This window comes from Cedecea lapagei, from assembly GCF_900635955.1.
Lineage (GTDB): Bacteria > Pseudomonadota > Gammaproteobacteria > Enterobacterales > Enterobacteriaceae > Cedecea > Cedecea lapagei.
The window spans coordinates 3,887,281-3,911,309 of sequence record NZ_LR134201.1 but is presented as its reverse complement, the minus strand read 5'-3'; the positions used below and the strand labels follow the sequence as shown (position 1 = coordinate 3,911,309).

At 55.2% G+C, this 24,029-nt stretch carries 22 protein-coding genes and 1 pseudogene; 16 read left to right on the top strand and 7 right to left on the bottom strand.

The window, feature by feature from the left end:
* Positions 1–85 precede the first annotated feature (85 nt).
* The 3 genes from tal to EL098_RS18995 all read left to right on the top strand — a co-directional run bounded on the left by tal (position 86) and on the right by EL098_RS18995 (position 3,172).
* On the top strand, positions 86–1,039 hold the full coding sequence (gene tal / locus EL098_RS19005) for a transaldolase (protein WP_126357610.1): 954 nt from the start codon (positions 86–88) through the stop codon (positions 1,037–1,039).
* 109 nt (positions 1,040–1,148) lie between these two features.
* A complete protein-coding gene (mog, locus tag EL098_RS19000; protein WP_126357609.1) occupies positions 1,149–1,736 on the top strand; it encodes a molybdopterin adenylyltransferase in 588 nt (195 codons plus the stop codon).
* Between the two features lie 125 nt (positions 1,737–1,861).
* Positions 1,862–3,172, top strand: a complete 1,311-nt coding sequence (locus tag EL098_RS18995) for an MFS transporter (protein WP_126357608.1) — start codon at positions 1,862–1,864, stop codon at positions 3,170–3,172.
* Between the two features lie 52 nt (positions 3,173–3,224).
* Here the strand turns inward: EL098_RS18995 and satP are convergent, their stop codons facing one another.
* Positions 3,225–3,791, bottom strand: a complete 567-nt coding sequence (gene satP / locus EL098_RS18990; protein ID WP_126357607.1) for an acetate uptake transporter — start codon at positions 3,789–3,791, stop codon at positions 3,225–3,227.
* Between the two features lie 296 nt (positions 3,792–4,087).
* Here satP and dnaK point away from each other — a divergent pair, with 296 nt between their 5' ends.
* The 4 genes from dnaK to nhaR all read left to right on the top strand — a co-directional run bounded on the left by dnaK (position 4,088) and on the right by nhaR (position 9,558).
* Positions 4,088–6,010, top strand: a complete 1,923-nt coding sequence (gene dnaK / locus EL098_RS18980) for a molecular chaperone DnaK (RefSeq protein ID WP_126357606.1) — start codon at positions 4,088–4,090, stop codon at positions 6,008–6,010.
* Positions 6,011–6,094: 84 nt separating this feature from the next.
* Positions 6,095–7,228, top strand: coding sequence for a molecular chaperone DnaJ (dnaJ, locus tag EL098_RS18975; protein ID WP_126357605.1), 1,134 nt, complete (start codon positions 6,095–6,097; stop codon positions 7,226–7,228).
* A gap of 197 nt (positions 7,229–7,425) precedes the next feature.
* Positions 7,426–8,598 carry a Na+/H+ antiporter NhaA gene (nhaA, locus tag EL098_RS18970; protein WP_126357604.1) on the top strand — a complete coding sequence of 391 codons (1,173 nt, stop codon included), beginning with the start codon at positions 7,426–7,428 and terminating at the stop codon, positions 8,596–8,598.
* 66 nt (positions 8,599–8,664) lie between these two features.
* Positions 8,665–9,558 carry a transcriptional activator NhaR gene (gene nhaR, locus EL098_RS18965; protein ID WP_126357603.1) on the top strand — a complete coding sequence of 298 codons (894 nt, stop codon included), beginning with the start codon at positions 8,665–8,667 and terminating at the stop codon, positions 9,556–9,558.
* A gap of 63 nt (positions 9,559–9,621) precedes the next feature.
* On the opposite strand, the gene rpsT is transcribed toward nhaR, so the two are convergent.
* Positions 9,622–9,885: a 30S ribosomal protein S20 gene (gene rpsT / locus EL098_RS18960; protein WP_008461694.1), complete on the bottom strand. Its 264-nt coding sequence runs from the start codon at positions 9,883–9,885 to the stop codon at positions 9,622–9,624.
* Between the two features lie 326 nt (positions 9,886–10,211).
* On the opposite strand from rpsT, the gene ribF reads away from it, so the two are divergent.
* From ribF to EL098_RS18910, 8 genes and pseudogenes are all read left to right on the top strand, one after another.
* Positions 10,212–11,144, top strand: a complete 933-nt coding sequence (ribF, locus tag EL098_RS18945; protein WP_126357601.1) for a bifunctional riboflavin kinase/FAD synthetase — start codon at positions 10,212–10,214, stop codon at positions 11,142–11,144.
* A gap of 32 nt (positions 11,145–11,176) precedes the next feature.
* The gene (gene ileS, locus EL098_RS18940) at positions 11,177–13,993 is read left to right on the top strand and encodes an isoleucine--tRNA ligase (RefSeq protein WP_126357600.1); all 2,817 of its coding nucleotides are present in this window, start codon (positions 11,177–11,179) and stop codon (positions 13,991–13,993) included.
* A complete protein-coding gene (lspA, locus tag EL098_RS18935; protein WP_126357599.1) occupies positions 13,990–14,496 on the top strand; it encodes a signal peptidase II in 507 nt (168 codons plus the stop codon). The genes ileS and lspA overlap by 4 nt, the downstream gene beginning before the upstream one ends.
* A gap of 3 nt (positions 14,497–14,499) precedes the next feature.
* The gene (gene fkpB, locus EL098_RS18930) at positions 14,500–14,970 is read left to right on the top strand and encodes an FKBP-type peptidyl-prolyl cis-trans isomerase (protein ID WP_126357598.1); all 471 of its coding nucleotides are present in this window, start codon (positions 14,500–14,502) and stop codon (positions 14,968–14,970) included.
* A complete protein-coding gene (ispH, locus tag EL098_RS18925; protein ID WP_126357597.1) occupies positions 14,951–15,901 on the top strand; it encodes a 4-hydroxy-3-methylbut-2-enyl diphosphate reductase in 951 nt (316 codons plus the stop codon). The genes fkpB and ispH overlap by 20 nt, the downstream gene beginning before the upstream one ends.
* Positions 15,902–15,972: 71 nt before the next feature.
* Complete coding sequence (rihC, locus tag EL098_RS18920) at positions 15,973–16,890, top strand: ribonucleoside hydrolase RihC (RefSeq protein WP_126357596.1); 918 nt, start codon at positions 15,973–15,975, stop codon at positions 16,888–16,890.
* 113 nt (positions 16,891–17,003) lie between these two features.
* Positions 17,004–17,565 (top strand): annotated as a pseudogene (locus tag EL098_RS18915) (glucose-6-phosphate isomerase family protein).
* Positions 17,558–18,340, top strand: coding sequence for a glucose-6-phosphate isomerase family protein (locus EL098_RS18910; RefSeq protein ID WP_126357595.1), 783 nt, complete (start codon positions 17,558–17,560; stop codon positions 18,338–18,340). Before EL098_RS18915 ends, EL098_RS18910 begins: the two are co-directional and overlap by 8 nt.
* Before the next feature lie 42 nt (positions 18,341–18,382).
* Here EL098_RS18910 and EL098_RS18905 read toward each other — a convergent pair whose 3' ends face one another.
* From EL098_RS18905 to EL098_RS18885, 5 genes are read right to left on the bottom strand one after another with little or no spacing between them, the layout of a single operon-like run.
* Positions 18,383–19,201, bottom strand: a complete 819-nt coding sequence (locus EL098_RS18905) for a PTS system mannose/fructose/sorbose family transporter subunit IID (RefSeq protein ID WP_126357594.1) — start codon at positions 19,199–19,201, stop codon at positions 18,383–18,385.
* Positions 19,201–19,995: a PTS mannose/fructose/sorbose/N-acetylgalactosamine transporter subunit IIC gene (locus EL098_RS18900; protein ID WP_126357593.1), complete on the bottom strand. Its 795-nt coding sequence runs from the start codon at positions 19,993–19,995 to the stop codon at positions 19,201–19,203. The genes EL098_RS18905 and EL098_RS18900 overlap by 1 nt, the downstream gene beginning before the upstream one ends.
* A 10-nt stretch (positions 19,996–20,005) precedes the next feature.
* A complete protein-coding gene (locus EL098_RS18895; RefSeq protein ID WP_126357592.1) occupies positions 20,006–20,500 on the bottom strand; it encodes a PTS system mannose/fructose/N-acetylgalactosamine-transporter subunit IIB in 495 nt (164 codons plus the stop codon).
* Positions 20,501–20,508: 8 nt separating this feature from the next.
* On the bottom strand, positions 20,509–20,937 hold the full coding sequence (locus EL098_RS18890) for a PTS sugar transporter subunit IIA (RefSeq protein WP_126357591.1): 429 nt from the start codon (positions 20,935–20,937) through the stop codon (positions 20,509–20,511).
* 3 nt (positions 20,938–20,940) lie between these two features.
* The gene (locus EL098_RS18885; RefSeq protein ID WP_126357590.1) at positions 20,941–22,689 is read right to left on the bottom strand and encodes a class I mannose-6-phosphate isomerase; all 1,749 of its coding nucleotides are present in this window, start codon (positions 22,687–22,689) and stop codon (positions 20,941–20,943) included.
* 195 nt (positions 22,690–22,884) lie between these two features.
* Here EL098_RS18885 and EL098_RS18880 point away from each other — a divergent pair, with 195 nt between their 5' ends.
* Positions 22,885–23,898 (top strand): LacI family DNA-binding transcriptional regulator, encoded by a 1,014-nt coding sequence (locus EL098_RS18880; RefSeq protein WP_126357589.1) that lies wholly within the window; start codon positions 22,885–22,887, stop codon positions 23,896–23,898.
* Positions 23,899–24,029: the final 131 nt, after the last annotated feature.

Sequence of the window (24,029 nt, the reverse complement as noted above, 5' to 3'; positions counted from 1 at the left end):
GTTGCACCTGATGGGCGGCGTGATATCATCAAGACAGACCGGTTACATCTCCCTAACAAGCTACACCTGAAGAGAAACACTCATTATGACGGATAAATTGACTTCTTTGCGTCAACTGACCACCGTGGTTGCTGACACCGGAGATATCGCGGCAATGAAGCTGTACCAGCCGCAAGACGCTACTACCAACCCTTCTCTGATCCTTAACGCCGCGCAGATCCCTGAGTATCGCAAACTGATTGACGAAGCGATTACCTGGGCTCGTAGCCAGAGCAGCGACCGCGCTCAGCAGGTGGTTGATGCTTCCGATAAGCTGGCTGTTAACATCGGCCTGGAAATTCTGAAGCTGATCCCTGGCCGTATTTCTACCGAAGTGGATGCTCGCCTCTCTTATGACACCGAAGCCAGCATCGCTAAAGCAAAACACCTGATCAAGCTCTACAACGACGCGGGCATCAGCAACGATCGCATTCTGATTAAACTGGCTTCTACCTGGCAGGGCATCCGCGCTGCAGAGCAGCTGGAAAAAGAGGGCATCAACTGTAACCTGACCCTGCTGTTCTCCTTCGCTCAGGCCCGCGCCTGTGCGGAAGCTGGCGTCTTCCTGATTTCTCCGTTTGTTGGCCGTATCCTCGACTGGTACAAAGCTAACACCGACAAGAAAGAGTATGCCCCGCAGGAAGATCCGGGCGTGGTTTCCGTGACCGAAATCTACCAGTACTACAAGCAGCACGGTTATGAAACCGTGGTGATGGGCGCAAGCTTCCGTAACGTGGGTGAAATCATCGAGCTGGCCGGCTGTGACCGCCTGACCATCGCCCCTGCTCTGCTGAAAGAGCTGGCGGAAAGCGAAGGTGCCATCGAGCGTAAGCTGAGCTACACCGGTGAAGTGAAGGCGCGTCCTGAGCGCATCACCGAGTCCCAGTTCCTGTGGCAGCACAACCAGGATCCAATGGCCGTAGACAAACTGGCGGACGGTATCCGTAAGTTTGCTATCGACCAGGAAAAACTGGAAAAAATGATCGGCGACCTGCTGTAATCATTCCCGTGGCCGACCTCCGTCGGTCACGCTTTTCACCGCTTCCCCTGTCTGCATTCTCTTTCCCCGTGTATCATTCCGCCCAGGCTTGCTGATTTCCGGAAACGATATGAATACCTTACGCATTGGACTAGTGTCCATTTCTGATCGCGCCTCCAGCGGCGTCTACCAGGACAAGGGCATCCCTGCGCTGCAGGAGTGGCTGGAGCAAACCCTGACCACGCCCTTTGAGATACAAACTCGCCTGATCCCTGATGAACAGCCCGTCATCGAGCAAACGCTTTGCGAGCTGGTGGATGAGATGGGCTGCCATCTGGTACTGACGACAGGCGGCACCGGCCCCGCACGTCGCGATGTCACGCCGGACGCTACGCTGGCGGTTGCTGACCGCGTGATGCCTGGATTTGGCGAGCAGATGCGTCAGATTAGCCTGCATTTTGTGCCGACGGCGATCCTTTCGCGTCAGGTCGGGGTTATCCGTAAACAGGCGCTGATCCTTAACCTGCCGGGGCAGCCGAAATCAATCCAGGAGACGCTGGAGGGCGTGAAGGACGAAAGCGGGAAGGTGGTCGTGCCGGGCATTTTTGCAAGCGTACCGTATTGTATACAGCTGCTGGAGGGGCCTTATATCGAAACCGACAGCCAGGTCGTAGCATCTTTTCGCCCTAAAAGCGCTCGCCGCGAAACAAAACCCTGAATAATTGGCTTTCTTGACATAACATCCAATTTTTATGGAGTGTTAATCGTTAACCGTTATAGTAACTCTGGCTTTACACTATGACGTAAAAAATAATTAACACTCCTCTTTACAAGCGGTTTCCTATGTCAAAACAGCACGCCAGACCTCTTAATCGCCAGGATTATAAAACCCTGACGCTTGCCGCCCTCGGCGGTGCTCTCGAATTCTACGACTTCATCATTTTCGTCTTCTTTGCCGCCGTGCTGGGAGAGCTTTTCTTCCCGGCTGATATCCCCGAGTGGCTTCGCCAGGTACAAACCTTCGCTATCTTTGCCGCGGGTTATCTCGTGCGCCCTTTGGGCGGCGTCGTGATGGCGCATTTTGGCGATCTGGTGGGGCGCAAAAAGATGTTTACTCTTAGCATCTTGCTCATGGCCGTGCCGACGCTGGCGATAGGCCTTTTACCGACCTATGCCTCGTTAGGTATCGCGGCTCCGCTGCTGCTGCTGTTAATGCGTATTCTGCAGGGCGCGGCGATCGGGGGTGAAGTGCCCGGCGCCTGGGTTTTCGTCTCAGAGCATGTTCCGGAGAAGCGAATTGGTCTTGCCTGCGGCATTTTAACGATGGGGCTGACCGTCGGCATTCTGCTTGGCTCTGTGGTGGCTACCATCATCAATACGTCGATGACCCAGCAGGCTATTCACGACGGCGGCTGGCGCATTCCCTTCTTCCTGGGCGGGATTTTCGGCCTGGTAGCAATGTATCTGCGCCGCTGGCTGCGTGAAACGCCCGTCTTCCTCGAAATGCAGCAGCGCAAAGCCCTCGCTGAGGAGTTGCCGCTCAAATCGGTAGTGGTTGGCCATAAAAAAGCGGTGGTGGTTTCCATGCTGCTGACCTGGCTGCTCTCCGCCTGCATCGTGGTGGTGATTTTGATGTCCCCCATCTGGCTGCAAAAACAGCACGGTATAGCCCCGGCGCTGACGCTGCAGGCAAACAGTATCGCGACTATTATGCTGTGCGTTGGCTGTCTGCTGGCAGGGCTTGCGGCCGACCGTTTTGGCGCGGGGAAAACCTTCACCACAGGCAGCTTCCTGCTGGCCGTATGCAGCTGGATGTTTTATCACCTGAGCGGGACTCATCCTGAGCATCTCTTCCTGCTGTATGGCCTGGTCGGCCTGAGCGTTGGCGTGGTTGGCGCGGTGCCGTTTGTGATGGTGCGTGCTTTTCCGGCTCAGGTACGCTTTACCGGCATCTCTTTCTCTTACAATCTGTCGTACGCCATTTTCGGCGGCCTGACGCCCATTGCGGTCACCATGCTTATGGGGGTTTCACCCATGGCGCCGGCCTGGTACGTTCTGGCGTTAGCTATCGTGGGGTTAGTGATGGGGATCTGGTTAAGAAAAGATATCCATCATCAGGATAAGACGGAAAAAGAGGCGCTTACGCAGTCCTGAATAAAAAAACGCGGAGCCAGGCTCCGCGTTTTTGCTTTCCGCTAAGGGAGGATTATTTTTTTTCGCCGATTGGCAGCACGGTGCGGCCAAACTGCTCGTTCAGCACTTCACCCATCGCCAGGTAGATAGCGCTTGCGCCACACACCAGGCCAATCCAACCCGCGACTTTCACGATGCCCTCGTTATCCGCCAGGTGGCCAATCGCCAGCAGGGCAAACAGCACGGTCAGGCTGGCAAAGACGAACTGCAGCATGCGCGGTGCTTTCAGGGTGCCGAAGAACATAAACAGGGTGAATACGCCCCACAGGCCCAGGTACGCGCCGAGGAAGTGACCGTTGGTCGCCTCGCTCAGGCCCATCTTAGGCAGCAGCAGAATCGCCACCAGCGTCAGCCAGAAAGAGCCGTAGGAGGTGAAGGCGGTTAAACCGAAAGTGTTCCCTTTTTTAAACTCCAGCAGACCCGCGAAGATTTGCGCGATCCCGCCGTAGAAAATCCCCATCGCGAGGATAATAACGTCAAAACCAAAAATACCTGCGTTATGCAGGTTGAGCAAAATGGTGGTCATGCCGAAGCCCATTAAGCCCAGGGGAGCTGGATTAGCCAACTTAGTGTTGCCCATAGTTCCTCTGAAAAATTCATCTGAAATGTAGTGATTATTTATACCGCGCCGCCGTTACTCGGCTGCGGGCGCGGCATAATAATCAGGCCGCACGTCGCCGTCTATGATCTGAGCAGGGAGAAAGCGGAAAATTTTTTTTCATCTGCCCCTTGATGGCAGGCGTTGCGACCCCATCTTGTATGCAACCGCAGTTGGCGGACCTGAAAAAAAACGCTTCGGGCAGTTGAAACAGATGCTTTTGCCCGCATAACAGGTTCACAACCACATGATGACGAATTTTTAGTGGAGACGTTTAGATGGGTAAAATTATTGGTATCGACCTGGGGACAACTAACTCTTGTGTCGCGATTATGGATGGGACTACTGCTCGTGTGCTGGAGAACGCCGAGGGCGACCGCACCACGCCTTCTATCATTGCTTACACGCAGGACGGCGAAATCCTGGTAGGTCAGCCGGCTAAACGTCAGGCAGTGACTAACCCGCAAAACACTCTGTTTGCGATCAAACGCCTGATTGGCCGTCGCTTCCAGGACGAAGAAGTACAGCGTGATGAAGCCATCATGCCGTACAAAATCATCGGCGCTGACAACGGCGACGCATGGATTGACGTAAAAGGTCAGAAAATGGCACCGCCGCAGATCTCTGCTGAGGTGCTGAAGAAAATGAAGAAAACCGCTGAAGATTACCTGGGCGAGCCGGTAACCGAAGCTGTTATCACCGTACCTGCATACTTCAACGATGCTCAGCGTCAGGCAACCAAAGACGCCGGCCGTATCGCGGGTCTGGAAGTAAAACGTATCATCAACGAACCAACCGCAGCCGCGCTGGCCTACGGTCTGGATAAAGAAGTTGGCAACCGTACTATCGCGGTTTACGACCTGGGTGGTGGTACCTTCGATATCTCTATTATCGAAATCGACGAAGTTGACGGCGAAAAAACCTTCGAAGTACTGGCAACCAACGGTGATACTCACCTGGGCGGTGAAGACTTCGACAGCCGTATGATCAACTACCTCGTTGACGAGTTTAAGAAAGATCAGGGCATTGACCTGCGTAACGATCCGCTGGCCATGCAGCGCCTGAAAGAAGCGGCAGAAAAAGCGAAAATCGAGCTTTCTTCCGCGCAGCAGACCGACGTTAACCTGCCGTACATCACTGCAGACGCGACCGGTCCAAAACACATGAACATCAAAGTGACTCGTGCGAAGCTGGAATCCCTGGTTGAAGACCTGGTAAACCGCTCTATCGAGCCGCTGAAAGTTGCGCTGCAGGATGCTGGCCTGTCCGTTTCCGATATCCAGGACGTTATCCTGGTCGGCGGTCAGACTCGTATGCCAATGGTGCAGAAAAAAGTGGCCGAGTTCTTCGGTAAAGAGCCGCGTAAAGACGTTAACCCGGACGAAGCTGTCGCTATCGGCGCAGCGGTTCAGGGCGGCGTGCTGACCGGTGACGTGAAGGACGTGCTGCTGCTGGACGTTACCCCGCTGTCTCTGGGTATCGAAACGATGGGCGGTGTGATGACTTCGCTGATTAGCAAGAACACCACTATCCCAACCAAGCACAGCCAGGTGTTCTCTACCGCGGAAGACAACCAGTCTGCGGTAACCATCCACGTGATTCAGGGTGAGCGTAAACGCGCCTCCGATAACAAATCACTGGGTCAGTTCAACCTGGACGGCATCAGCCCGGCGCCGCGCGGTATGCCGCAGATCGAAGTCACCTTCGACATCGATGCTGACGGTATCCTGCACGTTTCCGCGAAAGACAAGAACAGCGGTAAAGAGCAGAAGATCACCATCAAGGCATCTTCCGGTCTGAACGAAGACGAAATCCAGAAAATGGTCCGTGATGCAGAAGCTAACGCCGAAGCTGACCGTAAGTTCGAAGAGCTGGTTCAGACTCGTAACCAGGGTGACCACTTGCTGCACAGCACCCGTAAGCAGGTTGAAGAAGCAGGCGATAAACTGCCGGCTGACGACAAAACTGCCATCGAGTCTGCGCTGACCGCGCTGGAAGCGTCTCTGAAAGGCGAAGACAAAGCGGATATCGAAGCCAAAATGCAGGCTCTGGCTCAGGTTTCCCAGAAGCTGATGGAGCTGGCTCAGCAGCAGCACGCTGAGCAGCAAGCTGGCAACGCCGCAGACGCAGGCCACGCCAACGCCGGCAAAGACGACGATGTTGTTGATGCCGAGTTCGAAGAAGTTAAAGATAAAAAATAATCGCCCTGATGCAGGGTAATTAACCGGCACGGGCGCGGAGTTTACTCCACGCCCGTGCTCGTATGTTAAGGGCAGAAAAAAGAGATGGCGAAGAGAGACTATTACGAGGTTTTAGGCGTTCCGAAGTCAGCGGAAGAGCGTGAAATCAAAAAGGCTTACAAGCGCCTGGCGATGAAGTTCCATCCGGACCGTAACCAGGGCGATAAAGAGGCCGAAGCTAAGTTCAAAGAGATCAAAGAAGCCTACGAGATCCTGACCGACGATCAAAAACGCGCCGCCTACGATCAGTACGGCCACGCTGCGTTTGAGCAGGGCGGTATGGGCGGCGGTGGCGGCTTTGGCGGCGGCGGTGCGGACTTCAGCGATATCTTTGGCGACGTATTTGGCGACATTTTTGGTGGCGGACGCCGTCAACGCGCCTCCCGTGGCGCAGATCTGCGCTACAACATGGACTTAACGCTTGAAGAAGCGGTTCGTGGCGTCACCAAAGAGATCCGTATCCCGACGCTGGAAGAGTGTGAAGTTTGCCACGGCAGCGGCGCGAAAAAAGGTTCTTCTCCGCAGACCTGTCCAACCTGTCATGGGCAGGGCCAGGTGCAGATGCGTCAGGGCTTCTTCACCGTGCAGCAAAGCTGCCCGCACTGCCAGGGCCGCGGTACCATCATTAAAGATCCGTGCACCAACTGTCACGGCCATGGCCGCGTAGAGAAAACCAAAACGCTGTCGGTAAAAATTCCGGCAGGTGTGGATACCGGCGATCGTATCCGCCTTTCTGGTGAAGGCGAAGCGGGCGAGCACGGCGCACCTTCAGGCGATCTGTACGTTCAGGTTCAGGTGAAACAGCACCCAATCTTCGAGCGTGAAGGCAATAACCTGTACTGCGAAGTGCCGATCAACTTTGCGATGGCTGCGCTGGGCGGGGAAATTGAAGTGCCGACCCTCGACGGCCGCGTTAAGCTGAAGGTACCGAGCGAAACGCAAACCGGCAAGCTGTTCCGCATGCGCGGTAAAGGTGTGAAATCCGTACGCGGTGGCGCGCAGGGCGATCTGCTGTGCCGCGTCGTTGTTGAAACTCCGGTTAGCCTGAACGAAAAGCAGAAGAAACTGCTGCGTGATTTGGAAGAGAGCTTTGGCGGCCCAACGGGGGCGAACAATAGCCCGCGTTCGAAGAGCTTCTTCGACGGCGTGAAGAAATTCTTTGATGATTTGACCCGCTAACTTCTTCCGGCCGCAATACTTCAAAAAACCTGAACTGCTTCATTCGGTTCAGGTTTTTTTATGCCTGTTACAATGGGTCGGTTTTTACGATCTTTATCTGCCATATAAGCTGTTTTTATCGATCTGTTATTGTCGCTATGCTGGCTACCCTAATCGTGTTCAGGGTGACCAGGCTGCTTAAAGAATTGGGTGAAATAATGACTAAAAATCTGCAACGTTTTTTTCAGAATGATGCCGCAGGCGGTATTTTTTTGATTGTTGCCGCCGCGCTGGCAATGCTGCTGGCGAACCTGGAATCAACCAGCGCCGGCTATGAGGCATTTCTCGCCACACCCGTTGAGGTGAGAATCGGGCCGCTGGATATCAGTAAAAACCTGCTGCTGTGGGTGAACGACGCCCTGATGGCGATTTTCTTCCTGATGATAGGCCTGGAAGTGAAGCGTGAGATGGTCGTTGGCTCGTTAGCCGATCGCCGTCAGGCTTCATTCCCCGTGATTGCCGCCCTGGGTGGTATGGTCGTGCCGGCTCTGCTTTATCTGGTTTTCAACTATGCTGATCCTGTCACGCGCGAAGGCTGGGCGATTCCGGCGGCAACGGATATTGCGTTTGCGCTCGGGATCCTGGCGCTGCTGGGCAACCGGGTTCCGCTGGCGTTGAAGGTCTTTTTGATGGCGCTGGCGATTATCGATGACCTCGGGGCGATTGTGATCATCGCGCTGTTTTATACCCACGATCTCTCGATGATGTCGCTGGGCGTTGCGGCTGCAGCTATTGTTGCCCTGGCATTGCTTAACCTGTTTAACGTTCGTCGTACTGGCGTCTATATCCTGGTCGGCGTAATACTGTGGATAGCGGTACTGAAATCCGGCGTGCATGCAACGCTTGCGGGAGTCATTATTGGCTTCTTTATCCCGCTAAAAGAGCAGAAGGGGCGTTCGCCTGCTCGGGAGCTGGAGCATGTGCTGCATCCCTGGGTGGCTTTCCTCATTCTGCCGCTGTTTGCCTTTGCCAATGCCGGCGTATCGTTAACCGGAGTGACGGTAGAGGGCCTGACGTCGCTGCTCCCGCTGGGTATTATCGCCGGCCTGTTTATCGGTAAACCACTGGGTATCAGCCTCTTCTGCTGGCTGGCGCTCAAGCTTAAGCTCGCCTCGCTGCCGGAAGGCACAAGCTTCAGGGATATCATGGCGGTAGGCGTGCTGTGCGGCATCGGCTTTACGATGTCTATTTTTATCGCCTCGCTGGCATTTGGTGACGTCGATGCGGAGCTGATTACCTGGGCGAAGCTGGGGATTTTGCTGGGGTCGTTACTTTCCGCTGTCGTAGGCTTCACGATGCTAAAAGCACGGTTGCCTAAGGTCGCTTTATGACGATTCTGGCTGCCGGGTCATCTGCAGATGACCCGATAATGGATTAACTCTCAGGGAGTGAAGGGCATGTCCCATATCAATTACAACCATCTTTATTATTTCTGGCACGTGTGCAAAGAGGGGTCTGTCGTCGGCGCTGCTGAGGCGCTGTTCCTGACCCCGCAAACCATCACCGGGCAAATTAAAGCGCTCGAAGAGCGCCTGCAGGGGAAGCTGTTTCGCCGTCAGGGAAGGGGGCTAGTCCCTTCAGAGCTGGGTCAGCTGGTGTTCCGCTATGCCGACAGAATGTTTACCCTGAGCCAGGAAATGCTGGATATCGTGAACTACCGTAAAGAGGCCAGCATTCTGTTTGATGTTGGCGTGGCGGATGCGCTATCCAAAAGGCTGGTGAGCGGCGTGCTGGATGCCGCGGTCGTGGGAGACGAGCAAATTCATCTGCGCTGCTTTGAATCCACCCATGAAATGCTGCTCGAGCAGCTGAGCCAGCATAAGCTGGATATGATCATCTCAGACTGCCCGATAGACTCGACTCAGCAGGAAGGGCTGTTCTCGGTGAAGCTTGGCGAGTGCGGTATCAGCTTCTGGTGCAAAGGTCCTGCGCCGGAGCAATCTTTCCCTGCCTGCCTTGAAACACGGCGACTTCTTATTCCTGGACGCCGTTCTATGCTTGGGCGCAAGCTGCTCAACTGGATTAACATTCAGGGGCTGAAGATTGAGATTCTGGGCGAGTTTGACGATGCCGCGCTGATGAAAGCCTTTGGCGCTACCCATAATGCTATTTTTGTTGCGCCGACGCTGTATGCGCAGGATATCTACAACGATGACGATATTGTCGAGATAGGTCGAATGGATAACGTGCTGGAGGAGTACCATGCCATCTTCGCAGAGCGTATGATCCAGCACCCTGCGGTGCAGCGCATCTGCAGCAAGGACTACTCGGCGCTCTTCAAAGTTGACTGAATCGCAGGCATAAAAAAACCGGCGTTAGCCGGTTTTTTTATCAAAGCTACAGCAAACGAGCGATTAAGCCAGTTTGTTGATTTGCGCAGTCAGGTTTGCTTTATGACGCGCAGCTTTGTTTTTGTGGATCAGACCTTTAGCAGCCTGACGATCCACGATTGGTTGCATTTCGTTAAATGCTTTCTGTGCAGCAGCTTTATCGCCAGTTTCAATCGCTGCGTATACTTTCTTGATGAAAGTACGCATCATAGAGCGACGGCTTGCGTTGTGCTTACGGGCCTTTTCAGACTGTACGGCACGTTTCTTAGCTGATTTGATATTAGCCAAGGTCCAACTCCCAAATATGATCTATGTGGACAATTCAAAGGCCGAGGAATATGCCCTCTATACCTTCTTTTGTCAATGGATTTGTGCAAATAAGCGCCGTTAAATTTCCGACGCCTCTTACGTGTGATGGCGCGGATTCTACCAGCATTAGGCCAGGGAATACAGTCTTTCGCATCAAAATTCGTCAAGACAAAGGCGACGCTTGCCGAAAGGCCTTCCCAGCACAATGAATTCATTAAAGCTTTACGTTAAAGGCGGCAATCGCCGGTTAACCTTAATCGCGGTAGTTGGTATAATCCGCCAATTTCCACTGTTTTGAGCCAGCCATGAAGCTGATACGCGGTATACATAATCTGCGCCGGGAGCACCACGGGTGTGTACTCACCATTGGTAACTTCGACGGCGTGCATCGTGGCCATCAGGCGCTGTTAAAGGGCCTGTGTGAAGAGGGACGTGCGCGCAACCTCCCGGTCATGGTCATGATCTTCGAGCCCCAGCCGCTCGAATTGTTTGCACCAGAAAAAGCACCGGCTCGCCTGACCCGACTGCGGGAAAAACTGCGCTATCTGGCCGAGTGTGGCGTGGACTATGTTCTGTGCGTGCGCTTCGACCGCCGTTTCGCCGCGTTGAGTGCGCAAAACTTTGTGAGCGATCTTCTGGTTGACCGCCTCGGGGTGAAGTTCCTCGCGGTGGGCGATGATTTCCGTTTTGGCGCTGGTCGCCAGGGGGATTTCTTGTTATTACAGAAGGCCGGTCGCGAATACGGTTTTGACATCACCAGTACCCAAACGTTTTGTGCGGATGGCGTGCGCATCAGCAGCACTGCAGTGCGTCAGGCGCTGGCTGATGACAACCTGCCGCAGGCTGAAAGCCTGTTGGGGCATCCGTTTATGATCTCCGGTCGCGTCGTGCACGGTGATGAGCTGGGCCGTACCATTGGCTTCCCGACGGCGAATCTGCCGCTGCGTCGCCATGTTTCTCCGGTAAAAGGGGTTTATGCGGTTGAAGTCTCAGGCCTGGGTGAAAAGCCGATTGCCGGCGTGGCAAACATTGGCACTCGCCCTACGGTGGCGGGAATACGTCAGCAGCTTGAAGTCCATCTTTTGGACGTTGTAATGGACCTTTATGGTCACCATATAGAAGTAGTGCTGCGTAAAAAGATACGTAATGAGCAGCGATTTGCTTCACTCGATGAGCTGAAGGCGCAAATCGCCAGAGATGTGGTATCAGCCCGAGAATTTTTTGAGTCAAATGCCTGAAAGGCTAACCGAAATACGGAACCGAGAATCTAATGAGTGACTTTAAATCTACCCTAAATTTGCCTGAAACAGGGTTCCCGATGCGCGGCGACTTAGCCAAGCGCGAACCGGGTATGCTGGCGCGTTGGAATGATGACGATCTGTACGGCATCATCCGTAATGCGAAAAAGGGCAAAAAATCCTTTATTTTGCATGATGGCCCTCCTTATGCGAACGGTAGCATTCACATTGGTCACTCAGTTAACAAGATTCTGAAAGACATTATTGTTAAATCTAAAGGGCTTTCCGGCTTCGATTCCCCGTACGTGCCGGGCTGGGACTGCCACGGCCTGCCAATCGAACTGAAAGTTGAGCAGCTTATCGGCAAACCTGGCGAAAAGGTCTCTGCCGCTGAGTTCCGCGCCGCGTGCCGTAAATATGCCGCCGAGCAGGTTGATGGCCAGCGCGAAGACTTTATCCGCCTGGGCGTGCTGGGTGACTGGTCTCGTCCGTACCTGACCATGGACTTCAAAACCGAAGCCAATATCATCCGTGCGCTGAGCAAAATCATCGGTAATGGCCACCTGCACAAAGGCGCTAAGCCCGTTCACTGGTGCGTTGACTGCCGTTCTGCGCTGGCGGAAGCGGAAGTTGAGTACTACGACAAAACGTCTCCGTCTATCGACGTGACGTTTAACGCCGTGGATGCTGATGCGGTAAAAGCTAAGTTTGCGGCTTCAGCCGTGAATGGCCCAATCTCTCTGCTGATCTGGACCACCACGCCATGGACCCTGCCGGCCAACCGCGCGATTTCTCTGGGCGCTGAGTTTGACTACGTGCTGGTGCAGATCGAAGGCCAGGCGCTGATCGTGGCGAAAGACCTGATGGAAAGCGTGCTCAAGCGCGCCGGCGTGACCGATTACCAGATCCTCGGAACCGTGAAGGGCTCTGAACTTGAGCTGCAGCGCTTTAAGCACCCGTTCATGGGCTTTGACGTTCCTGCCATTCTTGGCGATCACGTTACGCTGGATGCGGGTACCGGTGCGGTACATACCGCAGGCGGCCACGGCCCGGACGACTACACCATCAGTCAGAAATATGGCCTGGAAATCGCTAACCCGGTGGGTCCGGACGGTAGCTATCTGCCGGGCACTTATGAAGGCCTTGATGGCGTTCAGGTGTTCAAAGCTAACGACCTGATCGTGAATATCCTGCGCGATAAAGGCGCTCTGCTGCACGTTGAGAAACTGCTGCACAGCTATCCGCACTGCTGGCGCCACAAAACGCCGATCATCTTCCGTGCGACCCCGCAGTGGTTTATCAGCATGGATCAGAAGGGCCTGCGCGAGCAGTCTCTGAAAGAGATCAAGGGCGTACAGTGGATCCCGGACTGGGGCCAGGCGCGCATCGAATCCATGGTGGCGAACCGTCCTGACTGGTGCATCTCACGCCAGCGTACCTGGGGCGTGCCGATGTCTCTGTTTGTGCACAAAGAGACCGAAGAACTGCACCCACGTTCGCTTGAGCTGATGGAAGAAGTGGCCAAGCGCGTTGAGCAGGACGGCATCCAGGCGTGGTGGGATCTCGATCCGCGTGACATCATGGGCGACGACGCTGACAACTACCTGAAAGTGCCGGATACCCTGGACGTTTGGTTCGACTCGGGTTCAACCAATTACTCCGTCGTGGACGCGCGCCCTGAGTTCCAGGGCCATGCTGCGGATATGTACCTGGAAGGCTCGGATCAGCATCGCGGCTGGTTTATGTCCTCCCTGATGATCTCTACGGCGATGAAAGGCAAAGCGCCTTACCGTCAGGTACTGACCCACGGCTTCACCGTCGATGGACAGGGCCGCAAGATGTCCAAGTCTATCGGCAACACCGTCAGCCCGCAGGATGTGATGAACAAGCTTGGGGCGGATATTCTGCGTCTGTGGGTGGCGTCTACCGACTACACCGGCGAGATGGCCGTTTCTGACGAAATCCTGAAGCGCTCCGCTGATGCATATCGCCGTATCCGTAACACCGCGCGCTTCCTGCTGGCCAACCTGAACGGCTTCAACCCTGAAACCGACATGGTGAAACCGGAAGAGATGGTGGTGCTGGATCGCTGGGCCGTTGGCTGTGCGCAAGAAGCGCAGGCGGATATTCTCGCTTCTTATGAAAACTACGACTTCCATGAAGTGGTGCAGCGCCTGATGCGCTTCTGCTCCGTCGAAATGGGCTCGTTCTACCTCGACATCATCAAAGACCGCCAGTACACCGCGAAGGCCGACAGCGTGGCTCGCCGCAGCTGCCAGACCGCGCTGTACCACATCTGTGAAGCGCTGGTGCGCTGGATGGCGCCGATCATGTCCTTCACCGCCGACGAAATCTGGGGCTATCTGCCGGGTTCTCGCGAGAAGTATGTCTTCACCGGCGAGTGGTACGAAGGGCTGTTTGGCCTGGCGGAAAGCGAAGAGATGAACAACGAGTTCTGGGATACCCTGCTGACCGTCCGCGGTGAAGTGAACAAGGTTATCGAGCAGGCTCGTGCGGATAAGCGCATTGGGGGTTCTCTGGAAGCGGCCGTGACTCTCTACGCTGACGCGGAGCTGGCAGCCAAGCTGAATAGCCTGAGCGATGAATTACGATTTGTCCTGTTGACCTCCGGCGCTGCAGTTGCCGATTATTCGCAGGCGAGTGAAGACGCTCAGCAGAGCGACATCCTCAAGGGGCTGAAAGTAGCTCTGCGTAAAGCCGACGGTGAGAAGTGCCCGCGCTGCTGGCACTTCACTACCGATATCGGTCAGGTAGCGGAGCATGCAGAAATCTGCGGCCGCTGTGTCAGCAACGTAGCCGGCGACGGCGAACAACGTAAGTTTGCTTGATGAAACCCATTTTCTCTACTGGATTGCGCTGGCTGTGGCTGGTGGTGGTCGTTCTGATTGTGGATCTCGGCAGTAAATACCTGATCCTCCAGCATTTCATGCTGGGGGATACGGTGTCACTGTTCCCGTCCCTGAACCTACACTACGCCCGCAACTACGGAGCAGCGTTTAGCTTCCTGGCTGATAAAGGCGGCTGGCAGCGCTGGTTCTTCGCGGGTATTGCCATTGGTATCTGCGTGGCGCTGGTGTGGATGATGTACCGCGCGAGCGCCCGTCAGAAGCTGAATAATATCGCCTATGCTTTGATTATTGGCGGTGCCCTCGGCAATTTGTTCGATCGTCTGTGGCACGGTTTTGTCGTGGACATGATCGATTTCTACGTCGGCGACTGGCACTTTGCCACCTTCAATCTGGCCGATACCGCAATCTGTATCGGCGCGGCGCTGATTGTGCTGGAGGGCTTCTTTGTCTCCTCCGACAAGCCCGCAAAGCAAAAAGGGTAATTCATGGCTGAGTCCGTACAAACCAACAGCGCGGTGCTGGTGCATTTCACGCTGAAGCTTGAGGATGGCTCCACCGCCGAGTCAACCCGCGCTAACGGTAAGCCTGCGCTGTTCCGCCTGGGGGATGAGACTTTGTCCCCTGGTCTGGAAGACCAGCTGGTTGGCCTGAAGGCCGGAGATAAAAAGGCGTTCTCGCTGGCGCCCGAGGCGGCTTTTGGCATTCCAAGCCCTGACATGATCCAGTATTTCTCACGTCGTGAGTTTGTTGATGCCGGCGAGCCGGAACCCGGCGCGATCATGCTGTTTACCGCAATGGATGGCAGTGAAATGCCGGGCGTGGTGCGTGAGGTGAACGGTGACTCGATCACCGTAGACTTTAACCATCCGCTGGCCGGGCAAACTATCCATTTTGATATTGAAGTGCTGGAAGTTGATCCGGTACTGGAGGCGTTGAATGCAGATCCTGTTGGCTAATCCCAGAGGCTTTTGTGCTGGGGTCGACCGCGCTATCAGCATCGTCGAAAACGCGCTGCAGATTTACGGCGCGCCGATCTACGTTCGCCACGAAGTTGTGCATAACCGCTACGTGGTCGACAGCCTGCGTGCGCGCGGCGCCATTTTCATCGAGCAGATCAGCGAAGTGCCGGACGGCGCAATCCTGATTTTCTCCGCACACGGGGTTTCCCAGTCCGTGCGTAACGAAGCCAAAAGCCGCGAGCTGACGGTCTTCGATGCCACCTGCCCGCTGGTGACTAAGGTGCATATGGAGGTGGCGCGCGCCAGCCGCCGTGGTGAAGAGTCCATTCTGATTGGCCATGCCGGCCACCCGGAAGTGGAGGGCACCATGGGCCAGTACAGCAACCCGAAAGGCGGAATGTATCTGGTGGAGTCGCCGGAGGATGTCTGGACGCTTGAGGTTAAAGACGAAAGTAATCTGTCGTTTATGACCCAGACCACGCTTTCCGTGGACGATACCTCGGACGTGATTGACGCTCTGCGCAAGCGCTTCCCGAAAATCATTGGGCCGCGTAAAGACGACATTTGCTACGCCACCACGAATCGTCAGGAAGCGGTGCGTGCTCTGGCCAGCGAAGCCGATGTGGTGCTGGTTGTGGGATCTAAAAACTCCTCCAACTCCAACCGCCTGGCCGAACTGGCGCAGCGAATGGGGAAAGCGGCCTGGCTTATCGACGACGCCTCTGATATTCAGGAAGCATGGTTCAAAGACGTGAGCTGTGTGGGCGTCACCGCTGGCGCCTCTGCGCCGGACGTTCTGGTGCAGAACGTCATTACTCGCCTGCGTGAGCTGGGCGGTAGCGAAGCTCAGGAGCTGACCGGTCGCGAAGAGAATATCGTATTTGAAGTGCCTCGCGAGCTGCGTGTCGATATACGTGAAGTCGACTAACGTCATCGATTGACGATGATGAGAAGATGCCAGCTGGTGTATGCCCGCTGGCATTTTTTATGGAGAAAAGCATGAGCAGAACCCCGATTATTCTCGATACCGATCCCGGTATTGATGACGCGGTAGCTATCGCTGCCGCTCTGTATGCGCCCGAGCTGGATTTAAAACTTATCACCACGGTCGCCGGTAATGTCTCCGTGGATAAAACCACCCGTAATGCCCTGCAGCTGATGGAATTCTGGCAAAAGGAGACGCCTGTTGCCCGAGGCGCTTCGGTACCGCTGCTGCGCCCGTTGCGGGATGCGGCGTATGTGCACGGCGAGTCAGGGATGGAAGGCTATCTCTTTACGGAAACGTCCCGCAGTACGCTGCCTGTGCCCGCATTTCAGGCCATGTACGAGTGCCTGATAAACAGCGATGAGCCGGTGACTCTGGTCACCATTGGTCCGCTGACCAACGTCGCTTTATTGCTGACTCAGTACCCGGAGAGCAAGGCACGCATTAAACGTGTGGTCATGATGGGCGGATCTGCAGGGCGAGGCAACTTTACGCCAACGGCCGAATTCAACATGGCTATCGATCCTGAAGCCGCTTCCCGAGTCTTTGAGAGCGGGCTGGAGATAGTCATGTGCGGGCTGGATGTTACCAACCGGGCAATACTTTCCCCCGAGTATCTGGCCTCCCTGCCGGAGCTGAACCGCACCGGGAAAATGCTGCATGCGTTATTCAGCCATTACCGCAGCGGCAGCATGGAAACCGGGCTGCGAATGCATGATTTGACCGCCATAGCCTGGCTGGTGAAACCCGAACTGTTTCATACCTGGCCCTGTTTCGTGGCGGTGGAAACGCACGGGACTTATACCAGCGGAACGACGGTGGTAGATATTGAACATCGCCTCGAGCGTCCGGCTAACGCGCATGTCGCGCTGGATATTGATGTGCCTGGTTTTCAATCCTGGGTCTCTGAGGTGCTGGCGTTAGCGCCATAAAGAGAGGGCGATAAAGGTGTGTGACTGCGTTCGCAGGCCCGACAGCTTGACTTTGAGTTAATCGATTAACCTGCTAAAGTTATAGCGTTGTTCTCCTCGGGCCGGAGATGAACATGACGCTATCCACACTTGTGCCACCTCATGTGGCATGGCTAACGGGCGCGCTGAAAAATGGCCCCGTCATCCGCAAAACCACCGATATCGCCGCCCTGGCCGGCGTTTTTTCCGACACAGAAAGCTGGCAGCGATGTGAACCCCGGCAGGCTGTCTATGATGTCGATGTTCTGCAAACTGAAACTTGCGAAGGGGCGCTTTTTACCGGCGTGACCCACCTGCATCCTGGAAGAGTTGGTGATGAGTTTTTTTATGACTCGCGGGCATTTCCATGCTCGCCGCGAACAGGGCGAAGTCTATTTCGGCCTGCGCGGCAGCGGGCTATTGCTGCTGCAGGACGAACGGGGTGAGGCCCGCCTCGAGTTCGTTACGGCTGGATCCGTGCATCTCATTCCAGGGCACACGGCGCACCGGCTAATCAATACAGGCGACTATACTCTTTCCGCACTTGCGGTTTGGCCGACGATTGCCGGGCATGATTACGAAGCTCTGTCCGGCGGATTTGCCGTCAGGATCAAGTACGACGATGCTGGCTGGCGCGTGGAGAAATGCCATGACTGATAGCGTAAAAAAATATGGCCTGGATATTCTGATTCACCATCAGCCCATGGGGTTCAGCTATGGGGAAGAAACGCTGGGTCCTTTGCCTGAAATTCGCACGCTCGATCAAATCCGGGCTTCTCTGCGAGATCCAGAATGCACAGGGCCGGAGCAGGTGTATGCGATTGCGATGGACGTTGCCCGGATAAGCGATATTGAAGAGCTGAAGAAACGCATGCTGCTTTTTGGCGTGGTGACCTATGCCTCCGGGCGTTTGGGTGAAGAGCCAGTCCGCAGCCAGGGGCATATTCACCGCGTCAGCGCTCACAGCGGATGGTCGCCGCCGGAACTGTATGAGATCTGGCAGGGCAAGGCGATTATCTATATGCAGGAGTTTGTGGCCGACGATCCGGGCCGCTGCTTTGCCGTTTTAGCTGGCGCCGGAGATAAGATACTTGTCCCTCCAGGTTGGGCGCATGCCACCGTTTCCGCTTCACCGCACGAGCCATTAACGTTTGGCGCTTGGTGCGACAGGGAATATGGCTTTGAATACGAGGCCGTGCGGGCCTATAAGGGGCTGGCGTGGTACCCGATTTTGCAGAATGAGCATGTTGCCTGGCAGCATAATCGACATTACATGCCAGGGCGCCTGCAGACGACCTACCCGCGAAAATACCACGAGTTTGGGATCACAGATGAACCGCTGTATCAGCAGTTTGTGGACGATCCTGCTCGTTTTCAGTTTATTTCCAGACCGGGAATGGTTGCCGAAAAGTGGGTGAACTTTCACCCTTAAGACATTCCCCCTCTCTTCCATGCGAAAGAGAGGGGGTTAACATTAAGCTGCAAATAATCCCACTGCCACCCCAAGAGCCGCGAGAACCAGCAGCATCAGCATCGCCTTAACCGGCGACAGGCCGCGTTTTGCCATTAAATACCAGGTCCCCAGCACCACTATCAGCGGTAAAAGCTGCGGGAAAATACCGTCCAGCATTTGCTGCAGGTGGATATTCACGCCGTCTTTGGTAATGAACTCCAGGCCGGTGCCCAATTTGACATAGCTTGCGGCCACGCCGCCCATCACAAAGACGCCGAGCAGAGAAAGCGCCTCGCGTAGACGGTTTGATTTGCTGCTGACCAGCATCTCAACCGACGTTGAGCCCATGCGGTAGCCTTTGAGGAACAGGAACCACGAGCCGGGGAGAATGATGGCGAGCCACGCAACGCAGTAGAAGAGTGGCCCAAGAATATTGCCCCCTGCCGCCAGCGCCATGCCGATGCTTAGCAGGATAGGAATCAACATACCGGGGATCATGGAGTCGCCAATCCCGGCGACCGGCCCCATCAGCCCCACCTTCAGGGTGTTGATGGTTTCACCGTCGATCGGCTCGCCGTTGGCGCGTTTCTCCTCCAGACCCAGCACCATGCCGTTAACGATAGCGCCCAGCTGCGGTTCGGTGTTGTAAAACGACGCATGCCGTTTGAGCATTTCCTTGCGCTCCTGAAGATCAGGATAAAGCTTCTTCGCCACGGGTAGCATACTCAGGCAAAAGCCGAAGGATTCCAGGCGTTCGAAGCTCATTGAAGACAGGTTGTACATCATCCAGCTGCGCCAGCAGCGGCGCAGATCCTGGCGGGTGAGTTTGCGATCTTCCATCAGAATTCATCCTCGTCATCGGCCGGTTTCACCGCAGTTGCTGGCTGTGGATCCGGCTTGTAGTTGTAATGGATCAGGGCCAAAAGGGCGCCAACGATCACCAGCGCTACCATATTCAGCTTCAGGAAAACGATGCAGATAAAGCCCACCAGGAAGTAGATCAGCATGCTGTAGTTTTTGATGATCTGCTTAAGCAGAATGGCGATGCCTACCGCAGGCAAAATGCCGCCGAGCACGTTCATCGTCGACAGCACAACGTGCGGCAAACTATCCATAAAGCCGTTGATGTACTGGGCGCCAAAATAGACGGCGATGAAGGTTGGTACGAAACGCATCAGGAAGTTGGTGGCCTGCGGCCAGATGGCGCTATTGAGGTAAACACCGCGCTCGTCCCCTTTCTCCAGCGCAATGTCCGCTCGGTGGTTCCACCATGAGTTCAGCACCAGCATAGTGTTAAACAGAACCGTCCCCGCAATGCCGATGGTTGCGGCAAGCGCGACGGCCACTTCCGGGCCTTTATTCGATAAGATCCCCAACGCAATGGCCGGGAAGGCGACAAAGTTAAGATCCGCCGGCATCGATCCTCCGGGGGTTACCATCGCAATGTAGACCGCCTGAACGGCGACGCCGATGATAATCCCGGTTTGTACATCGCCGAGGATAAACCCCACCAGCATCCCTGAAACCAGCGGGCGGGTAATCAGATACCAGCCGCCGGTGAGCCCAAGCAGCCAGGGGCTGCTGAGCGCACCGAGGTAACAGAGAATGCCGATTAATGCAGCTTCAAAAGCCATAATGCACTCCTTATTTTATTTTTTGTCGGGCGTCCTGCCAGCTAAAGCAGCTTGCGTCCGGCACCAGGCGAAATTCAATCTGATGCCCACGCTCTGCCAGATAGTCGAAAGCCGAAGCTTCTTCTCCGCTGACCGCCTGGTTTGGCCCTATGGTGGTGGTGTTGGCGCGGGCGCTCATTGGCCCAACGTTGATTTTGCGGTTAGCATTTTGCAGGCTGATGCCCGCCTGCTCGATGTGCTGAAGCGTGACCGGTGACTTGCCAATCACGAAATAACGCTTCTCGCTGGCGATGATTTTCGGCAGCTTCTCAATGGCGGTGGCGGTATCGAACAGCCAGACTTTGGTGTCCTGCACCGCGCCTTTCATTACCGAGGACAGAAGCGGGTCGGCGGCGACAGCATCATCAATGGCCACAATACCGTCGCACGGCAGCTCTTTTGCCCAGCGGGTGATCAGCTGGCCGTGGATCACCCGGTCGTCAATACGTACAAATGAAATACTCATCTTGCCCCCTAAAAATCATCGGATTGTTGAGTTTCTGTCAGGCGCGCCTGAACGATCGTCTCTTTGGTTTGCTCAAGCAGAGCGGCCGCCGCTTGTTCTACATCGGTTAGCGTGACGATCTCGTCGCTGAGTAACAGCATCGGAAAATTAACGCCGCCCAGTACCGCCATCGGCGGCGTCGTTGAGGGAGAGAACGCGTGGTGGCAGGCAACATTCCACGGCGTACCGCTTTGTAAATCACACAGCACAAGTATGCCATCGGCATTCTGGCCGGCTTTGCGCAGGACCGAGGCGAACTCGTCGCGGAAGCTTTCAATGCCCTTTGTTTCGCTAAGAACGACGGGAAAAACGTGCTCCAGCTCGCCATAAACCATACGGGCGCTGGCGATCATGGCTTCGGCGAGAGGGCCGTGAGTGGCTAAAATAACGTTAATCATGATTTATCCCCTGACCCAGGCTTTCATCGTGGCGAGCTGCTGTCCGACGCCCTCGCCATAAGGTGAGATTCTGTATTCGCCCACGGCGGCCGGAACGATGAAGGTTTCGGCGTAGTGCACGACGAAGGGTTCGAAGGCATTATTGGGGCTGTCCACCAGCGCCTCGCTGCCTTCCACCAGATTCAATACGTTAACGCCTCCCTGAGTATCGTGAAGGACGGGCTTGCTGAACCAGTGACGGCGGGTTTCTATAAATTCGCGCTCGTGCAAACCGGTACGCTCTTCGCGCCAGCCATCGCCCTCGGCGACGGGTTCGAATTGGTTGATCAGGTGCTCTGTCGCCCATTCGGTATCGCGCTGCCAGTCAATCACGTGCTGACCGTGCTCAAGGTGCACCGGGCGCGGCAGGCCATCCAGCCCCAGGCGGCCCCAGTCCCACAGCTTGAAGGTGAAGATGTAAGGCGTAGCGCTGATTTCCAGCACCATGGCGCCTGAGCCAGCGCAGTGCACGGTCCCCGCCGGGATCAGGAAATGATCGTGTTTATGCGCCGGGAAACGGTTAACGAATTTCTCGTCATCGAAGGCCTTCTCACCGCGCTGTGCTGCGGCAAGATCGTTCAGCATCTCCTGCGGGCTGATGCCTGTTTTGGTACCCAGATAGACTTCCGCGCCCGGCTCGGCCTCCAGCAGGTAGTAGCTTTCGTCCTGGGTGTAGTGCATGCCGAAATGCTGCTGGATGTACTCCGTTAGCGGATGCACCTGGAAACTGAGATTCTGGCCGCCGACGGTATCCAGAAAATCAAAGCGGATTGGGAACTCTGCGCCAAAGCGGGCATGTACCTTTTCACCCAGCAGCGGGCGGGGGTAGAGCAGAACCAGATCCTGAGAGGGGATCTCGACCCGCACGTCACCAACACGCAGTAACAGGCTGTTTTCCTCGGGCACACAGTCAAAACACCATGCGTAGTTTGGCTTCGAGGGGTCGAGATCGAATTTTTCTTTCATCCATTGTCCGCCCCAGACTCCCGGGTCGAAGAAGGGCACGACGCGGAAAGGTTGGCGTGTCGTTTGTTGTAACGCGTGGCGCAATGCCTCTCCAGTTACCAGCGTCGGAGACTCTTTCTGATTGGTATCCAACAGGAAATCAGCGCGTTTCAGCAGTGGCGTTTTATGGCGGTCGAACACGCGCCATTCAATAAAGAAGGCTCTTTTATAGCGGCGCAGTATATCTTCCTGCTGATTTTCCGTGCCCCAGTTGCCCAGCTCACCGCTACGAAAACGCTGCTGGATCTCCCAGCGCGCTAAGTCGGCATACACCAGCACGTCCCCCTCATGCACCAGCGCTGCTCCGGGGCCATAAACCACTACCAGGCCGGCCTCAATTTCCTCTACTTCATGCTGCATTTGCGCCAGTTTCCCGGCATCGAAAAACTCAATGAGCTGGTGGCAGGAAAGGACGCCAAATACGCGATCGTCCGTCAGATTACTGGCAAGAAGATCGTGCAGATGCTGTTCGCTGTGGCGAGCATCTTCGACATTGATCGCCCGCAGCGGGCATAGCTTATTGACGAGGCGGGTTTGCAGTTCATCCAGGCGTACGCCGGGATAGCAGTCGATCACCAGTACGGTTTTCCCGTTTTGAGAAAGTGCTGCCTGTACCTTGCGGGCGATCGCCTCCCAGCCTTGCCAGGCGTGGCCGGCAAATCCATCAATCCTGACTTCAGGAAATTGGTTATATGCTGACTTTTTCATCATTACTCCCCGTTTTCATTTAGCCATAGATTAATCGATTAACCTTTTTTGAACAGGGTGGTTAACATGATTAACCCGCCACTTTTCGCAATGTTGCGGTTTTTTATCGCCTCTCTGTGACGGCATTCACAGGGAAAGATGCAAATTAAAGGTTATTCGATTAATCTTTGGTGAAACTGATTTCAAGGAGGGGCGATGACTTCTGTAACTCTTGCTCAGGTCGCTGAGCGGGCGGGTGTCTCAACCGCAACCGTATCGATGGTGCTAAGTCATCGTGGGCGTATTTCAGAGGCTACAAGGAAGCGGGTATTACTTGCGCTTGATGAAATGGGGTATGTCTATAATCAGACCGCGGCCAATTTACGTAACAGGACCAGTAATCAGGTGGGGCTGCTGCTTCATGATATCACTAACCCTTTTTATGGAGAGATGACCGCAGGGCTAAGCCATGAGATGGAACGCCACGATCTGCTGCTTTTTCTGGCCAACAGTGAGGAGTCTTACGAACGTCAGCAGAAATTTGTCGACTCTCTGATGCGTAATAATGCCTGCGGTATGGTGCTCTGCGGCGCGCGAGAGACGCCGCCAATGTTCTTTGAGGCGTTAAAGAGAAGAAACGTTCCGGCGATTATGGTGGTTCGGCCCTTTGAGAATGTCGATTTTGACTTTGTGGGGACCGATAATTTCCTCGGGACCCGGATGGCGACTCAGCATCTGCTGGACCTCGGCCACCGCCATATCGCTTTTATCGGCGGGTGCAACGGCTCCACCACCCGGGCGCTGCGCGTCGGGGGATATACCAGCAAGCTGCTGGAGCATAATATTCAGCCAGAAAGCGAATGGATAGTGCCCTCTCAGGCTTCCCGGAGTGACGGGGCAAGGGTTGCGGAAGCGCTTTTTACGCGCTTCCCGCAGATAACCGCGGCCGTCTGTTACCAGGATATTGTTGCCCTGGGCGTGATGCAGACGCTGCGCAAGATGGGGCGCATTGTCGGAAAAGATTTTGCGCTGGTTGGATTCGACGACGTGACGGAAGCCTCTATGGTGCAGCCCGCGCTGACTACGGTCTCCGTGGCGGCTAAAGAGATTGGCCGGAAAGCGGGAGAGCTGCTCTATAGCCGAATTCAGGGGAACGATGAACCGCCTAAAAGAATTATTTTGCCGCCGGCGCTTATCGTCCGAGAGTCATGCGGTTTCAGCCAGAATTAATCCTTGCTTATTGAGTGGTTTTTTTGTCAGTTATTGATAACTGGCGAGCCATGACAGTAAATTCTAATTATGGGTGTTTTCGGCTGGCGGCCCGGCGGCGGGCTGGTTAACCTGAGAGCGTTTTTAAGAAT

What these genes read in the sequence shown, in the direction of transcription:
- nhaR (WP_126357603.1), top strand. Translation starts at nt 8,665, where the DNA reads ATGTCCCATATCAATTACAACCATCTTTATTATTTCTGGCACGTGTGC.
- satP (WP_126357607.1), bottom strand. Translation starts at nt 3,791, where the DNA reads ATGGGCAACACTAAGTTGGCTAATCCAGCTCCCCTGGGCTTAATGGGC.
- tal (WP_126357610.1), top strand. Translation starts at nt 86, where the DNA reads ATGACGGATAAATTGACTTCTTTGCGTCAACTGACCACCGTGGTTGCT.
- fkpB (WP_126357598.1), top strand. Translation starts at nt 14,500, where the DNA reads ATGGCTGAGTCCGTACAAACCAACAGCGCGGTGCTGGTGCATTTCACG.
- EL098_RS18900 (WP_126357593.1), bottom strand. Translation starts at nt 19,995, where the DNA reads ATGGCTTTTGAAGCTGCATTAATCGGCATTCTCTGTTACCTCGGTGCG.
- EL098_RS18905 (WP_126357594.1), bottom strand. Translation starts at nt 19,201, where the DNA reads ATGGAAGATCGCAAACTCACCCGCCAGGATCTGCGCCGCTGCTGGCGC.
- rihC (WP_126357596.1), top strand. Translation starts at nt 15,973, where the DNA reads ATGAGCAGAACCCCGATTATTCTCGATACCGATCCCGGTATTGATGAC.
- EL098_RS18885 (WP_126357590.1), bottom strand. Translation starts at nt 22,689, where the DNA reads ATGAAAAAGTCAGCATATAACCAATTTCCTGAAGTCAGGATTGATGGA.
- ileS (WP_126357600.1), top strand. Translation starts at nt 11,177, where the DNA reads ATGAGTGACTTTAAATCTACCCTAAATTTGCCTGAAACAGGGTTCCCG.
- EL098_RS18880 (WP_126357589.1), top strand. Translation starts at nt 22,885, where the DNA reads ATGACTTCTGTAACTCTTGCTCAGGTCGCTGAGCGGGCGGGTGTCTCA.
- EL098_RS18995 (WP_126357608.1), top strand. Translation starts at nt 1,862, where the DNA reads ATGTCAAAACAGCACGCCAGACCTCTTAATCGCCAGGATTATAAAACC.
- dnaJ (WP_126357605.1), top strand. Translation starts at nt 6,095, where the DNA reads ATGGCGAAGAGAGACTATTACGAGGTTTTAGGCGTTCCGAAGTCAGCG.
- EL098_RS18890 (WP_126357591.1), bottom strand. Translation starts at nt 20,937, where the DNA reads ATGATTAACGTTATTTTAGCCACTCACGGCCCTCTCGCCGAAGCCATG.
- mog (WP_126357609.1), top strand. Translation starts at nt 1,149, where the DNA reads ATGAATACCTTACGCATTGGACTAGTGTCCATTTCTGATCGCGCCTCC.
- dnaK (WP_126357606.1), top strand. Translation starts at nt 4,088, where the DNA reads ATGGGTAAAATTATTGGTATCGACCTGGGGACAACTAACTCTTGTGTC.
- ribF (WP_126357601.1), top strand. Translation starts at nt 10,212, where the DNA reads ATGAAGCTGATACGCGGTATACATAATCTGCGCCGGGAGCACCACGGG.
- EL098_RS18910 (WP_126357595.1), top strand. Translation starts at nt 17,558, where the DNA reads ATGACTGATAGCGTAAAAAAATATGGCCTGGATATTCTGATTCACCAT.
- nhaA (WP_126357604.1), top strand. Translation starts at nt 7,426, where the DNA reads ATGACTAAAAATCTGCAACGTTTTTTTCAGAATGATGCCGCAGGCGGT.
- ispH (WP_126357597.1), top strand. Translation starts at nt 14,951, where the DNA reads ATGCAGATCCTGTTGGCTAATCCCAGAGGCTTTTGTGCTGGGGTCGAC.
- EL098_RS18895 (WP_126357592.1), bottom strand. Translation starts at nt 20,500, where the DNA reads ATGAGTATTTCATTTGTACGTATTGACGACCGGGTGATCCACGGCCAG.